General features: G+C 40.3%; 12 protein-coding genes and 1 other RNA gene. 12 read left to right on the top strand and 1 reads right to left on the bottom strand.

Annotated elements, in window-relative coordinates; all coding sequences use genetic code 11:
* The first annotated feature begins 151 nt into the window (after positions 1-151).
* The 5 genes from EAF07_RS06570 (at position 152) to EAF07_RS06550 (ending at position 4,176) form a co-directional block, all read left to right on the top strand.
* Positions 152-643, top strand: coding sequence for an SLOG family protein (locus EAF07_RS06570; protein WP_121835796.1), 492 nt, complete (start codon positions 152-154; stop codon positions 641-643).
* A gap of 89 nt (positions 644-732) precedes the next feature.
* Positions 733-1,134 carry a DivIVA domain-containing protein gene (locus EAF07_RS06565; RefSeq protein WP_121835795.1) on the top strand — a complete coding sequence of 134 codons (402 nt, stop codon included), beginning with the start codon at positions 733-735 and terminating at the stop codon, positions 1,132-1,134.
* A gap of 21 nt (positions 1,135-1,155) precedes the next feature.
* Positions 1,156-1,521, top strand: an RNA gene (rnpB, locus tag EAF07_RS06560) — RNase P RNA component class B.
* Positions 1,522-1,663: 142 nt separating this feature from the next.
* Positions 1,664-2,818 carry a THUMP domain-containing class I SAM-dependent RNA methyltransferase gene (locus tag EAF07_RS06555; protein ID WP_121835794.1) on the top strand — a complete coding sequence of 385 codons (1,155 nt, stop codon included), beginning with the start codon at positions 1,664-1,666 and terminating at the stop codon, positions 2,816-2,818.
* An 11-nt stretch (positions 2,819-2,829) separates the two neighbouring features.
* Positions 2,830-4,176, top strand: a complete 1,347-nt coding sequence (locus tag EAF07_RS06550) for a cell division site-positioning protein MapZ family protein (RefSeq protein ID WP_121835793.1) — start codon at positions 2,830-2,832, stop codon at positions 4,174-4,176.
* Between the two features lie 90 nt (positions 4,177-4,266).
* Here the strand turns inward: EAF07_RS06550 and EAF07_RS06545 are convergent, their stop codons facing one another.
* Positions 4,267-4,749 carry an S-ribosylhomocysteine lyase gene (locus tag EAF07_RS06545; protein ID WP_121835792.1) on the bottom strand — a complete coding sequence of 161 codons (483 nt, stop codon included), beginning with the start codon at positions 4,747-4,749 and terminating at the stop codon, positions 4,267-4,269.
* Positions 4,750-4,878: 129 nt separating this feature from the next.
* On the opposite strand from EAF07_RS06545, the gene EAF07_RS06540 reads away from it, so the two are divergent.
* From EAF07_RS06540 to rsmB, 7 genes are all read left to right on the top strand, one after another.
* The gene (locus EAF07_RS06540) at positions 4,879-6,486 is read left to right on the top strand and encodes a ribonuclease Y (protein WP_121835791.1); all 1,608 of its coding nucleotides are present in this window, start codon (positions 4,879-4,881) and stop codon (positions 6,484-6,486) included.
* Positions 6,487-6,639: 153 nt separating this feature from the next.
* Positions 6,640-7,254, top strand: coding sequence for a guanylate kinase (gmk, locus tag EAF07_RS06535; RefSeq protein WP_121835790.1), 615 nt, complete (start codon positions 6,640-6,642; stop codon positions 7,252-7,254).
* Between the two features lie 16 nt (positions 7,255-7,270).
* Positions 7,271-7,588, top strand: a complete 318-nt coding sequence (gene rpoZ / locus EAF07_RS06530; protein WP_121835789.1) for a DNA-directed RNA polymerase subunit omega — start codon at positions 7,271-7,273, stop codon at positions 7,586-7,588.
* A gap of 831 nt (positions 7,589-8,419) precedes the next feature.
* Positions 8,420-10,804, top strand: coding sequence for a primosomal protein N' (locus EAF07_RS06525; RefSeq protein WP_121835788.1), 2,385 nt, complete (start codon positions 8,420-8,422; stop codon positions 10,802-10,804).
* 24 nt (positions 10,805-10,828) lie between these two features.
* A complete protein-coding gene (locus EAF07_RS06520) occupies positions 10,829-11,500 on the top strand; it encodes a YdcF family protein (protein ID WP_121835787.1) in 672 nt (223 codons plus the stop codon).
* Positions 11,501-11,537: 37 nt separating this feature from the next.
* Positions 11,538-12,473: a methionyl-tRNA formyltransferase gene (gene fmt / locus EAF07_RS06515; protein ID WP_121835786.1), complete on the top strand. Its 936-nt coding sequence runs from the start codon at positions 11,538-11,540 to the stop codon at positions 12,471-12,473.
* Complete coding sequence (gene rsmB / locus EAF07_RS06510; protein ID WP_121835785.1) at positions 12,463-13,785, top strand: 16S rRNA (cytosine(967)-C(5))-methyltransferase RsmB; 1,323 nt, start codon at positions 12,463-12,465, stop codon at positions 13,783-13,785. Before fmt ends, rsmB begins: the two co-directional genes overlap by 11 nt.
* Positions 13,786-13,811 lie beyond the last annotated feature (26 nt).

Raw genomic sequence — 13,811 nt, 5'->3', positions numbered from 1 at the left:
GCAATAAAATCAACCATTATAAAAACCAGTGGAACTTACCCTGACACGGATTTCCACTGGTTGTTAGAGGTTTTATCAGATTAACTTCCACTTTAACAGACGGTGGAAGTTAGTTTGGGAATTTAGCTTTTTAGTGACTGGCTATAAAAATATGGAGCTGGGAATTTTTCAAGACAAGGATCAACGCATTGACATTATCAAAAAAGTTATCAAAAGAGATCTGATAAGGTTGGCTGAAGATGGTGTTGATTGGCTTATTTTTACGGGAAACTTAGGTTTTGAATATTGGGTGCTGGAAGTCGCAAAAAGTCTGAAAGAGGACTATGGTTTTTCTCTTGCTACAATCTTTCTTTTTGAAAATCAGGGTGAAAATTGGAATGAAGGCAATCAGGAAAAATTAGCGCACTTTAAGGCGGTTGATTATGTCAAATATGCCTTTGAGCGTTACGAAAATCCCAGTCAATTTAGGCAATATAATCAATTTTTATTGAACAATACCCAAGGCGCTTATATCTTCTATGACAGTGAACACGAAACATCCTTAAAATACCTTTATGAGTTGATGACTAAGAAAGAGGACTATGAGTTAAAAGTTCTTACGATAGACACTTTAGATGAATTTGTATCAGATTTATATGATTGAGTGTAATAACTTGATTTTTCGATAACTTTTAGGTAGTATAGATTTGATAATGTTTTGATTAATTAATAGTGATGTATGGAGTGTGTGTTATGGCAAAAATTATGTTAAGTCCTAAAGATATTTTTGAGCGTGAATTTAAAATTGTTCTTCGTGGATACGATAAAGATGAAATTGATGAATTTTTAGATGAAATCATTAAGGACTATGAAACCTACGAAGCACAGTTACAAGCTCTTCGTCAGGAGAACGAACAATTACGTGAGCAGTTCAAAAATCAAATGGCTGAAACAACGCCTCTTGCGCCTGAAACACAAGTCTTTACAACACCACTTGAATCAGAACGCGTGCAACCAGAACTTTCTCCGTATACGAGTGCTCATAATCAGCTAAATGATTTAACGCGTTTGTCAGCGTCTGTGACGAATTTTGATATTCTTAAACGTATCAGTCGCTTAGAAAAAGAAGTTTTTGGTAAGCAAATCGTTGAATAATCACGGTAAGTTTAGAGTGTAATTTTCGGATAATCGCATGAAAAACAGGTTTTTTCATGAGGAAAGTCCATGCTAGCACGAGCTGAGATGCTCGTAGTGTTTGTGCTAGGTGAAACAATAAGCCTAGGGACGCCATTGGCGTTACGGCGAGGAAAAGGGCTAAGTCTTTGATATGCCTTAGTACCTCTGAAAGTGCCACAGTGACGGAGTTTTTATGGAAACGTAAAAAATGGAACGCGGTAAACCCCTCAAGCTAGCAACCCAAACTTTGGTAGGGGCACGAGATAGCTGGAAATGAACGGACTATCTTGACTGGAAACAGTAGACAGATGATTATCGAAGGAAGTGGTACCTAGTCACTTCTGGAACAAAACATGGCTTATAGAAAATTGCATATAGGATGGGATTAGGACAGCTGTTCTAGTCCCCTTTTCTTGTGGTATTTCTAAAAGAAACGTAAAAGGATTTTAATCTTATAAGTCTCTATTTATGCTATAATAGAGCTAATAATATGTGAATAAGGAACAAGATGAAAGAAAAATTTAATTTAATTGCCACAGCGGCGGCGGGACTAGAAGCGGTCTTTGGACGCGAAATTAGAAATTTAGGTATTGATTGCCAAGTAGAAAATGGGAAAGTCCGTTTTACAGGAGATGTTAAAACTATCGCAGAAACTAACCTTTGGTTACGTGCAGCGGACCGTATCAAGATTGTTGTTGGAATTTTTCCAGCTAAGACATTTGAGGAGCTTTTCCAAGGTGTTTTTGCCTTAGATTGGGAAAATTATCTTCCTTTAGGGGCTGCATTTCCGATTTCTAAGGCCAAGTGTGTTAAGTCAAAACTTCACAATGAACCTTCTGTCCAAGCGATTACTAAAAAGGCTGTGGTGAAAAAACTTCAAAAGCATTTTCATCGTCCTGAGGGTGTCCCCTTGATGGAGAATGGACCTGAGTTTAAAATTGAAGTTTCCATTCTTAAAGATGTTGTGACTGTTTTGATTGATACGACGGGAACAAGCCTTTTTAAACGTGGTTACCGTACGGAAAAAGGTGGTGCACCGATTAAAGAAAATATGGCAGCAGCGCTTCTTCAGTTGACCAACTGGTTTCCTGATAAGCCCTTGATTGATCCGACCTGTGGTTCTGGGACCTTCTGTATTGAGGCGGCCATGATTGGGATGAATATTGCCCCTGGGTTTAACCGTAGCTTTGCGTTTGAAGCTTGGCCTTGGGTTGATAAGGATTTGGTACAAAGCGTACGCGACGAAGCTGAAAGTAAGGCAAATTATGATATCGAATTGGATATCATGGGATGTGATATCGATGCACGGATGGTCGAAATTGCCAAGAAAAACGCTGAAGAAGCGGGGCTTTCAGATGTCATCACCTTTAAACAAATGCGCCTTCAAGATTTGCACACAGATAAGATTAATGGTGTTATCGTTTCAAATCCTCCGTATGGAGAACGCTTATTGGATGATAATGCGATTACGGTTCTTTATCGTGAAATGGGAGAAACATTTGCCCCTCTCAAAACGTGGAGTAAATTCATTTTAACGAGTGATGAAGCTTTTGAGACGAAATATGGTTCAGTTGCTGATAAAAAACGAAAACTATACAACGGAACGTTAAAAGTTGATCTTTACCAATATTATGGAGAAAGAGTGAGACGCCAACAAGCGTAGAAAGGAAGACTATGTCAGAGAAAAACACGGCTGGAGAACCTCAAGGTAAACTTAATTTTGAGCAGGCCAAAGAGATGACCATTGAAGAAGCTGTCCGCAAAGAAGCGGAATTGAAAGTTGGCATCACTGAGAATGATTCGATTCTAGACAAATACATCAAGCAAAATCGTGAAGAAGTTAATTCTCAAAAATTTGAAAACACGCGTGATTTATCAGAATTGCGCCATCAAAATGTTGAAAGCTTGGTTGCGGCTCAACAAGAGAATTTAGAAGAAACAAAAGAGTTAGATCAAAAACAAGTTGATGAAGAAATTACCTCTAAGACTGAAGCTATTCCAGTCAGTGTTATTGACAAGACTGAAGAGTTTGGGACTTCTAATGCTTTAGATGGAAGAATTGCTCTTGGTGAGGAAGAGTCAGCGAAGCCATTTTACAAGAAAAAGGGACTATGGATAGGTACAGTGCTTACTTTAATTTTGGGAGGCTCTGCTATTACTTATGGTATGCTTCAAAACAATTCATCACAGTCTACTAAGGAAACAGTGACGCAAACGGAAAGCACAACTGAAGCCAAGCAAGAGGTGTCTAAGAAGGAAAAACAAAACCTTGAAGCCTTTAACAAGAAATATGCTGCATTTTTTGTAGATGAGGGCCAGTCAAAACTAAAAAATAGTGAATTTGGTAAGGTGTCAGAGCTAGAAAACTTACTCAAAGCCTTGGAGGGTAGTAGCTATTACAATGACGCTAAAACGAAGTTTGAGCGTTTAAATAAATCAATAAAAGCCGTACAAAGTGTTAATGATAAATTCGAAAGTGAAGCCATTGTTGATGGTGAAAAAGTGGTAGCTAACCTAAAAAGCAATGCTAGTCTAGATGATTTAACTGCAGCAACGTTGAATACAGGAAATGCTACTTTAGATACGCTCTTACAAGCAGTTGTAGCAGAAGCGCGTTCGAATACAGGCGTTTCTGGAAATACTAATGGGGCGGCATCAGCACCGGTAACAACACCAGCTCAGGCGGCACCTGCTTCAAGCATTTATGGTATCACAAATTATGATGTTAACACGCTGCAACGCCAGTTGAGTCGCGTGCCTTATAATTTTGACGTGATTGCTGATACTAATAATCCAGCTTGGACATTTAACGAGGGAATTCTTGAAAAAATCGTCGCAACGGCTCAAGAGCGTGGTTACATTACAGGTAACGATTATATCTTGGAAAAAGTTAATATTATCAACGGTAACGGTTACTACAACATGTTCAAACCAGATGGTACCTATCTATTTTCAATCAATTGTAAAACAGGCTACTTTGTAGGAAATGCCAAAGGTCATGCTGATAACCTAGACTATTAATAGTCGTTGAAAAAGACAAAAACGAGCGCTCCGAAGAGGCTCGTTTTTGTCTTTTTCAACGATTGCTATCACATGATGTTATTGGTGATATTACACAAGGTTTCTTTCAAAAGCGTTATCTGAGATGCCTTGTGATAGGATGAGTTTTGCCCACTCTTTAGCAGCAAAGAGGCTGTGATCTTTGTAATTGCCGCATGATTCGATAGTCGTTCCTGGCACATCTTCCCAGCTGGTCACAGTTGCGATTTCTTCTAAACTTGATTTGAGAACCTTTGCGATGGTTGTGGCATCAACCTGCCCCCACATGATAAGGTGAAATCCTGTACGGCAACCGAATGGTGAGCAGTCAATCATACCGTCGATACGTTGGCGAATGAGTTTTGCAAGCAAGTGTTCAATGGTATGGAGCCCAGCAGTCTCAATAGAATTTGTGTTTGGCTGGACAAGACGAATGTCAAAATTCGTAATCACATCACCAGCAGGGCCTTTTTCTTCAGAAATAAGGCGGACGTAAGGGGCTTTTACAATCGTATGGTCAAGCTCAAAGCTTTCAACAATAACTTCTTTGGTCATAGGTTTTCTCCTAAAAATTATTTTCTTCTATCATACCATAAAATCAATTTTTAGATTGTGAAACGCTTTATTTTATGATAAACTTAAATATAGTTTTGATTGAAAAAACTAAGAATAAGAGGTGAACAAATGTTAAATATTGTATTAGCAGTTGTTTCTATCCTCGTCGGTTTAATGATTGGTTATGTAGGCATTTCAGCTAAGATGAAATCTAGCAAAGAAGCTGCAGAACTAACCCTTCTCAATGCAGAACAAGATGCTGTTAATTTACGTGGACAGGCAGAGGCAGAAGCTGAGCATATCCGTAAAACGGCAGAACTTGAAAGTAAAGCTCATCGAAAAGAGCTCTTACTAGAAGCAAAAGAAGAAGCTAGAAAGTATCGTCACGAAATTGAGCAAGAATTTAAGTCTGAGCGTCAAGAGTTGAAACAGATGGAGACACGTTTGAGTGAGCGTGCCTCTTCACTTGATCGTAAAGATGAAAGTCTGGTCAGCAAAGAGAAACAGCTCGAATCAAAAGAGCAAAGTCTAACAGATAAATCTAGAAATATCGATGAGCGTGAGGGACAATTAGCAGAACTCGAAGCTAAGAAATATGCCGAACTTGAACGTGTAGGCAATATGACCATTGCAGAAGCGCGTGAGGTTATCTTGACTGAGACAGAAAATAACTTGTCTCACGATATTGCAACTCGCATCAAGGCAGCAGAGCAAGAAGTTAAAGACCGTTCAACCAAGACAGCAAAAGAATTGTTAGCGCAAGCGATGCAACGTATTGCAGGTGAATACGTGACGGAACAGACAGTGACAACAGTCCACTTGCCAGATGATGGCATGAAAGGTCGTATCATTGGTCGTGAAGGACGTAACATTCGCACCTTGGAAAGTTTGACTGGGGTTGATGTCATCATTGATGATACACCAGAAGTTGTGACTTTATCAGGGTTTGACCCAATTCGTCGTGAAATTGCTCGCTTAACTCTTGAAGCTTTAATCGCAGATGGTCGTATCCATCCAGCGCGTATCGAAGAGTTGGTTGAGAAAAACCGCAATGAGCTTGATAACCGTATCCGTGAGTATGGTGAGGCGGCTGCTTATGAAATTGGTGCTCCAAACCTACACCCAGATTTGATTAAGATTATGGGACGTTTACAGTTCCGCACTTCTTATGGTCAAAATGTACTGCGCCACTCAGTCGAAGTTGGTAAACTAGCAGGTATTTTGGCTGGTGAACTCGGTGAGAATGTTGCTTTAGCCCGTCGTGCAGGTTTCTTACATGATATGGGTAAAGCCATTGACCGCGAAGTTGATGGAAGCCATGTTGAAATCGGAACGGAGTTTGCTCGTAAATACAAGGAGCACCCAGTTGTTATCAATACTATTGCAAGTCACCACGGCGATGTCGAACCAGAATCAGTTATTGCTGTTATTGTAGCGGCGGCTGATGCTCTTAGTTCAGCTCGTCCAGGTGCACGTAACGAATCAATGGAAAATTACATCAAACGTCTTCGTGACTTGGAAGAAATTGCGACAGGCTTTGATGGTGTGCAACAAGCATACGCCCTTCAAGCAGGACGTGAAATTCGTATCATGGTACAACCTAAGAAAATCAAGGATGACCAAGTTACCATTATGGCACATAAGGTTCGTCAAAAAATTGAAGATAACCTTAACTATCCAGGAAATATTAAAGTTACTGTCATTCGTGAATTACGTGCAGTTGACTATGCTAAATAGACAGGAAGCCGAAAGGCTTTTTGTTTTTTAGCGGTTCTCTTCTTGAAAAATAGTCACGATTTTGCTACAATAATAGGAACTAATATGAATGTTTTTGTTGCAGATTTGTGATGGTTATTGCAGTCTGTTATTTTTAGAAGAGGGATTTTTACAATGTCTGAACGTGGCTTATTGATTGTCTTTTCAGGACCATCAGGAGTTGGTAAAGGAACTGTGCGTGAGGAGATTTTCTCAACACCAGACCATAAATTTGAGTATTCAGTGTCAATGACAACTCGTCCTAAGAGACCTGGAGAGGTTGAAGGGAAAGATTATTTCTTCCGTACTCGAGAAGAATTTGAAGAGTTGATTAAAAACGGTCAGATGTTGGAATATGCTGAATATGTAGGAAACTACTATGGCACACCGCTGACTTATGTTAATGAAACTTTGGATAAGGGAATTGATGTTTTTCTTGAAATCGAAGTTCAGGGAGCTCTTCAAGTTAAGAAGAAAGTGCCAGATGGTGTCTTCATCTTTTTGACGCCACCAGATTTGGAAGAACTCAAAGATCGTTTGGTTGGTCGTGGAACAGATAGCGATGAAGTGATTGCTCAGCGTATTGCCCGTGCTAAAGAAGAGATTGCATTGATGCGTGAGTATGACTATGCAGTGGTTAATGATGAGGTACCATTGGCAGCTGAACGTGTGAAACGTCTGATTGAGGCGGAGCATTACCGTGTAGAACGCGTCATCGGAAAATACAACGATATGATTAAAGATATTTAGAAAAGAGACTACGATTATGATGTTAAAACCGTCAATTGACAAATTATTGGATAAGGTGCCTTCAAAATACTCACTTTGTATTTTACAGGCAAAGCGTGCGCACGAATTGGAAGCTGGTGCAAATCCTACTCAAGGATTTAAGTCTGTTAAAAACACTCTACGTGCCTTAGAAGAAATTGAATCAGGAAACGTGACTATCCACCCAGATCCTGAGGCAAAACGTGCTCAAGTTCTTGCTCGTATCGAAGCAGAGCGTCTGGCAAAAGAAGAAGAAGAACGTAAAATTAAAGAGCAAATTGCTAAAGAAAAAGAAGAAGAAGGAGAAAAAATCTAAGATATACTATCTTGGATTTTTCCTTTATATCAAGAAGTTGTCCAATTCAGATAGTTTTTGTTTTGGAAACGTATAAGAGATAAAAACCAAGTTTTTTGCCGAGACTTAAAGATATAGTGTTTTAGCTTTAAAATAGTAAACTCGTTTAAGATAAATTGTCTTAGTCACAATGAATTCCCCTTTAGCGTATGGTTATTTTATAATACTTATTGCTGGTATTTTCTGCAATCATTACGAGCGACGAAGTCGCCACAACTAGCACTTTCCGCAGTGGTGATAGAGAGTGGGACAGAAGTCATGATTTCGAAGAAATTGACTTCGTCGTCCCACCTCCGCACAGTTGATTAGGATGGCCGCTAACGATTGCGTGGTAGTAAAATAGTCCAGTGGACTATTTTAGGTGGACACTTGAAAATGAAGAAGTGTCCAGTTGCAGACCTCCAATCAACCACTGCGTCAATCTGTTATTACTATTAAAAATAGAAGGTTGAGATATTTATGTCCCAACCTCGTGGGGGTGAAATTCTCCAGTGGACAGTTTCAGCCTGAGCTTAGAAACCTAGGAGCGAAGGAGACCTAGGCTTGCCAAGAAGGAATGGAACTCTGTAGGAGAGGAGGTTCTGACACTGACTTCGTCAGCTTCATTTCCCACCTCAAAAGGCCTCCCAGACCTTAACGATTGAGACGAACTTCGTTCGCCTTATTCCCCACCTCAAAAGGTTTCCTAGACCTTTTGAGCGCCCCACACCACATTAGGAGAAGTGCTAACAAAAATACTAAATAAAAACTAATTGATTTTAACTTGGCGTAACAATTAAGAAAGGAAATCTTATGACAAAAATAGCTCAGATTATTGTCGATGTGCCTCTGCTGCAGACCGATAAACCTTTTTCATATGAAGTTCCTACTCATCTGGTGGATGTCATTGCTTTGGGATCTAGGGTGCATGTTCCTTTTGGTAAAGGAAACAGGCTTCTTCAGGGCTTTGTTGTTGGTTTTCTAGAGGATTCTGATACTGAGTTAAAAGAGATCGTTGATGTCTTAGATTTTGAACCTGTTCTTAATCAAGAGCAATTGGAGCTGGCTGATGCCATGAGGCAGACGGTATTTTCTTATAAGATTTCGATTTTGAAAACGATGCTCCCTAATCTTTTAAATAGCCAGTATGATAAGCGGTTAATAGCTTTAGAAACGCTTTCTGAGGACGACCGTCGGGATATTTTTGGGGATAAGGCGAGTTTTTCGGCAAATGAGTTAGAGAAATCGTTAGAAAATAGGGTGGCCCGTTTAGTCAATTTGGGGCATATTCAAGTTGATTATCTGGCTAAAGACCGTAAAAACATCAAAACCGAACGTTTTTATAGAGTTAATCGAGAGAAACTTTCTCAAGCAGATTTGGGAAATCGCGCTAAAAGACGTTTGGAATTACAAGATTACTTATTAGAAAATGCTCAGGATGGTAAAATAGCAGAGCTGAATAAAGCTTTTTCAGCTTCTATTGTCAAATACTTTATTGAGCATGGTTTGATAGAAATCTATGAAGTAGAACAAAATCGCTCAGACGAGTATTTTGAGCGTGTAGAGGAAACTGTTTTTCTTACTCTCAATGCCCAGCAGCAAAATGTGGTTGATAGTGTGACTGAAAAAATTGGTCAAGAGAGCAAGCCATTTTTGTTACAAGGAATTACAGGTTCGGGTAAGACAGAAGTTTACCTTCACATTATTGATAAGGTATTAAAATTAGGAAAAACGGCTATTGTTCTAGTACCAGAGATATCATTAACACCTCAAATGACGCAGCGCTTTATTTCACGCTTTGGAAAACAGGTTGCCATTATGCACTCGGGATTGTCTGACGGTGAAAAATTTGATGAGTGGCGCAAGATTAAGTCTGGGAAAGCTAAGGTGGTTGTTGGTGCTCGCTCTGCCATTTTTGCTCCATTAGAAAATATTGGGGCAATCATTATCGACGAGGAGCATGAAACAACTTATAAGCAAGAGTCTAATCCTCGTTACCATGCTCGTGATGTGGCCCTGCTTCGTGCTAAGTTCCATCAGTCGGTCCTCGTTTTGGGATCGGCGACCCCTTCCATCGAAAGTCGAGCCAGAGCCAGCAAAAGTGTCTATGAGTTTTTACAATTGACTCAACGTGCTAATCCTTTAGCGACAATTCCTACGGTACGGATTGTTGATTTTAGAGATGTTATCGGTCAGCAGGAGGCTGGTAATTTTACGCCTCTTTTACTGGATAAGATTCGGGAGCGTCTTGCCAAGAAAGAACAGGTTGTCTTGATGCTTAATCGCAGAGGCTACTCATCTTTTATCATGTGCCGAGATTGTGGCTACGTTGATGAATGTCCTAATTGCGATATTTCGTTGACCTTACACATGGATACTAGGACGATGAACTGTCATTATTGTGGGCATCAAGCAGCTATTCCTAACGTCTGTCCAAATTGTCAGAGCAGGAGTATTCGTTATTACGGAACGGGGACTCAGAAAGCCTATGACGAGTTATCAGAGTTGTTACCCGAGGCTAAAATTTTACGAATGGATGTTGATACGACTCGTCAAAAAGGGGCTCATGAAAAGATTTTAGAGACTTTTGGAAATGGCGGAGCAGATATTTTGCTTGGGACTCAGATGATTGCAAAAGGGCTGGATTTTCCTAATGTAACTCTAGTGGGTGTGCTTAATGCAGATACCTCACTCAATTTACCAGACTTTCGTGCTGCTGAGCGAACATTTCAGTTATTGACACAAGTTGCAGGGCGAGCAGGGCGTGCAGAAAAGGCTGGTGAGGTAGTCATTCAGACCTACAACCCAGATCATTACGCCATTCAATTTGCCAAAAATCAAGATTATGAGGGCTTTTACCACTATGAAATGAACATTCGCAGACAGCTATCCTACCCGCCTTACTATTACACGGTTGGTTTGACCTTATCCCACAGAGATGAAACCTTACTTATTAATAAGAGCTATCAAGTCATGGAAAAGCTGCGCAGCTATTTATCAGAAAAAGTCAAAATTTTAGGACCAACACCTAAGCCAATCGCTAGAACTCATAATTTATACCATTATCAAATCATTATCAAATATCGCTTTGAGGACAATCTTGAAGCTGTTCTAAATGATATTTTGGATTGGACACAAGAACCGAATAATAAAGATTTGAGACTAGCCATTGACCATGAACCACAGAATATGATGTAAGATGTTAGCAATGAAAGGACTGTAATGAAGCCAATGATATCTAAGACTCCTGATGTTCCTAGTCAATTGACACAGGAAGAAATTGATTTTTTAACACAAGTAACATTTGGTGAGGAAGTTTCACCCCAAAAATGTGATGTTCTTTTTATCTTTTCAGGGACTCACCCTGGTCATTGGGAAAAGGCTATTGAAGCCTATCAAAAAGGTTATGTTGATAAGATTCTTGTAACCGGTGGACGTAGTTTGACGGGCACGCCACATCCTGATTGGCATTTTGAAGGACAGACAGAAGCGGATGTTATTATGGCTTTTCTTTTTGAAGCTGGTATTCCTAAAGATTGTATTGTTGCAGAGAAAAAATCGACCAATACCTTGGAAAATGTGACTTGTGCCAAAGAGGTTTTTGATTTTTCTACGGTTGATCGTGTCATGTTTATCTGTAAAAGTCACGCCACCGGACGTCAGTGGCGAACCTTGGTTAGGAACATCCCTAATGAGATTGAATACATTCCCTATACCTTTGATGCAGCATATAAGGGAACTCCAATCAGTCGCTACAATTGGATGGAGACGGGGATAGGGCGTTCAAGGGTATGGGGAGAATACTTACGAATTAAATACTATGGTGAAAAAGGAGATATCCTACCTTTAGAGAATGAAGCCATTACTTTTCCTATCTTAGACAAATCATGTTAAGATAGATATAGATTAAGAGCAGTGAAAGGAATATCACATGACAAAATTACTATTTATGGGGACTCCTGAATTTTCGGCAACAGTTCTCAAGGGACTTTTGGCGGATGGTCGTTACGACATTTTAGCAGTCGTAACTCAGCCAGATCGCGCAGTCGGACGTAAAAAAGAAATTAAAATGACACCTGTTAAGGAAGTGGCACTGGCTCACAATCTCAAGGTTTATCAGCCAGAAAAATTATCAGGTTCTGAAGAAATGGCAGAGCTGATGACTTTAGGTGCAGATGGAATTGTGACAGCAGCTTTCGGACAATTTTTACCAACCAAACTCTTGGATAGCGTTGGCTTTGCTGTTAATGTGCATGCCTCATTGTTGCCAAAATACCGTGGTGGTGCGCCAATTCATTATGCCATTATGAATGGTGAGGCAGAAGCTGGGGTAACCATTATGGAAATGGTTAAGGAAATGGATGCTGGAGATATGGTTTCCAAGGCTAGTACGCCAATTTTGGACGAAGATAATGTTGGTACCATGTTTGAGAAATTGGCTATTGTTGGTCGTGATTTGCTTTTAGAAACCTTACCTGGTTATATTGCTGGAGACATTAAACCAGAACCTCAAGACCATAGCCAAGCAACCTTCTCCCCAAATATCAGCCCAGAACAAGAGCGTATTGACTGGACTAAATCAGATCGTGAGGTCTTCAATCAGGTGCGTGGTATGTATCCATGGCCAGTGGCGCACACTTACTTGGATGGGCAACGTTTCAAAGTCTATGAAACAGCTTTGGCAGAAGGAAATGGCAAGCCAGGACAGATTATTTTTAAAACCAAGAAAGAGTTGGTGGTGGCAACAGGTCAAGGGGCTATTTCCTTGAAAACTGTGCAACCAGCAGGAAAACCTAAAATGGCGATTGCAGATTTTCTCAATGGCGTTGGACGAAATCTTGAAGTAGGTGATAGCTTTGGCGAATGATTGGAAAAAAACAGCGCGTGGTCAGGCTTTGCTTATCTTAGAAGAGGTTTTCCGTGAGGGGGCCTATTCTAACCTAGCTTTGAACAAGCAGCTTTCTCAGTCACAGTTGGCTGAAAAGGACAAAGGCTTGGTGACGGAGATTGTCTATGGAACGGTGGCTCGCAAGTTAACCCTAGAGTGGTACCTGTCACACGTTATTGCGGACCGTGATAAATTGCAGAGCTGGGTTTATGATTTATTGATGCTTAGCCTATATCAGCTGATTTACCTCGATAAGATTCCAGCTCACGCTGTCGTCAATGATGCGGTAGCCATTGCCAAAAATCGTGGTAATAAAAAAGGGGCTGAGAAGCTAGTAAATGCAGTGTTACGCAAATTAAGTAGTGAGCCACTGCCAGATCCTGATACGATTAAGCGTGTGAACAAACGTTATTCCATCAAGTATTCACTGCCAGTTTGGTTGGTCAAAAAACTTATCGAACAGTATGGCGAAGACCGTGCAGTGGCTATTTTTGAAAGTCTTTTTGTGCGAAATAAAGCAAGTGTTCGTGTAGCGAATGTTGCGCAATTGGATGAGATTACTGAGGAAACAGGTGCGGACAAGTCACTGTTGTCACCAGTTGGTCTAACGAAAGCCAGTGGTCATTTTGCTGCAAGTGACTGGTTCAAATCAGGTACCATTACCATTCAAGATGAGACCAGTCAGTTAGTTGCTCCGATTTTAGATATCCAAGAAGGTGATCATGTTCTGGATGCCTGTGCGGCTCCCGGTGGAAAAACTGTTCACATGGCCAGCTATCTCAAAACTGGAACCATCACAGCCTTAGATTTGTATGACCATAAGCTCCAGCTGATACGTGAAAATGCGGAACGCTTAGGTGTTTCAGACAGGATTCAAACGCAAAAAATGGATGCTAGTCAAGTGCACCAGCATTTTGAACCAGAAACCTTTGATAAAATTTTGGTTGATGCCCCGTGTTCAGGGATTGGTCTTATTCGACGTAAACCAGATATTAAATATAATAAAGACATCAAGGATTTTACAAGCCTACAAGCAACGCAACTGGAAATCCTATCAAGTGTTTGTCAAACCTTGCGTAAAGGTGGTATAATGGTGTATAGTACCTGCACGATTGTAGCTGAAGAAAATCAAGAGGTTGTCAAAGCATTTTTAGCGCAGCATCCTCAATTTGAGCAGGTACCATTAGAACATGCACAGAAGGATATTGTGGTGGATGGCTGTTTGACTATCACGCCAGAACAATATTGGACTGACGGATTCTTCATTGCGAAATTCCGTCGAGTTGATTAGTGTCTTAGGAGGAAGAGCTGACAACG

The organism is Streptococcus hillyeri, from assembly GCF_003686955.1.
GTDB classification, from domain to species: Bacteria; Bacillota; Bacilli; order Lactobacillales; family Streptococcaceae; genus Streptococcus; species Streptococcus hillyeri.
Note: the sequence above shows the minus strand (reverse complement) of the source record. Positions and strands in the feature narration are given on the sequence as shown.

Bases quoted from the DNA above. Each gene is read 5' to 3' on its own strand.
- EAF07_RS06570 (WP_121835796.1), top strand. From the start codon at position 152: ATGGAGCTGGGAATTTTTCAAGACAAGGATCAACGCATTGACATTATC.
- EAF07_RS06565 (WP_121835795.1), top strand. From the start codon at position 733: ATGGCAAAAATTATGTTAAGTCCTAAAGATATTTTTGAGCGTGAATTT.
- EAF07_RS06555 (WP_121835794.1), top strand. From the start codon at position 1,664: ATGAAAGAAAAATTTAATTTAATTGCCACAGCGGCGGCGGGACTAGAA.
- EAF07_RS06550 (WP_121835793.1), top strand. From the start codon at position 2,830: ATGTCAGAGAAAAACACGGCTGGAGAACCTCAAGGTAAACTTAATTTT.
- EAF07_RS06545 (WP_121835792.1), bottom strand. From the start codon at position 4,749: ATGACCAAAGAAGTTATTGTTGAAAGCTTTGAGCTTGACCATACGATT.
- EAF07_RS06540 (WP_121835791.1), top strand. From the start codon at position 4,879: ATGTTAAATATTGTATTAGCAGTTGTTTCTATCCTCGTCGGTTTAATG.
- gmk (WP_121835790.1), top strand. From the start codon at position 6,640: ATGTCTGAACGTGGCTTATTGATTGTCTTTTCAGGACCATCAGGAGTT.
- rpoZ (WP_121835789.1), top strand. From the start codon at position 7,271: ATGATGTTAAAACCGTCAATTGACAAATTATTGGATAAGGTGCCTTCA.
- EAF07_RS06525 (WP_121835788.1), top strand. From the start codon at position 8,420: ATGACAAAAATAGCTCAGATTATTGTCGATGTGCCTCTGCTGCAGACC.
- EAF07_RS06520 (WP_121835787.1), top strand. From the start codon at position 10,829: ATGAAGCCAATGATATCTAAGACTCCTGATGTTCCTAGTCAATTGACA.
- fmt (WP_121835786.1), top strand. From the start codon at position 11,538: ATGACAAAATTACTATTTATGGGGACTCCTGAATTTTCGGCAACAGTT.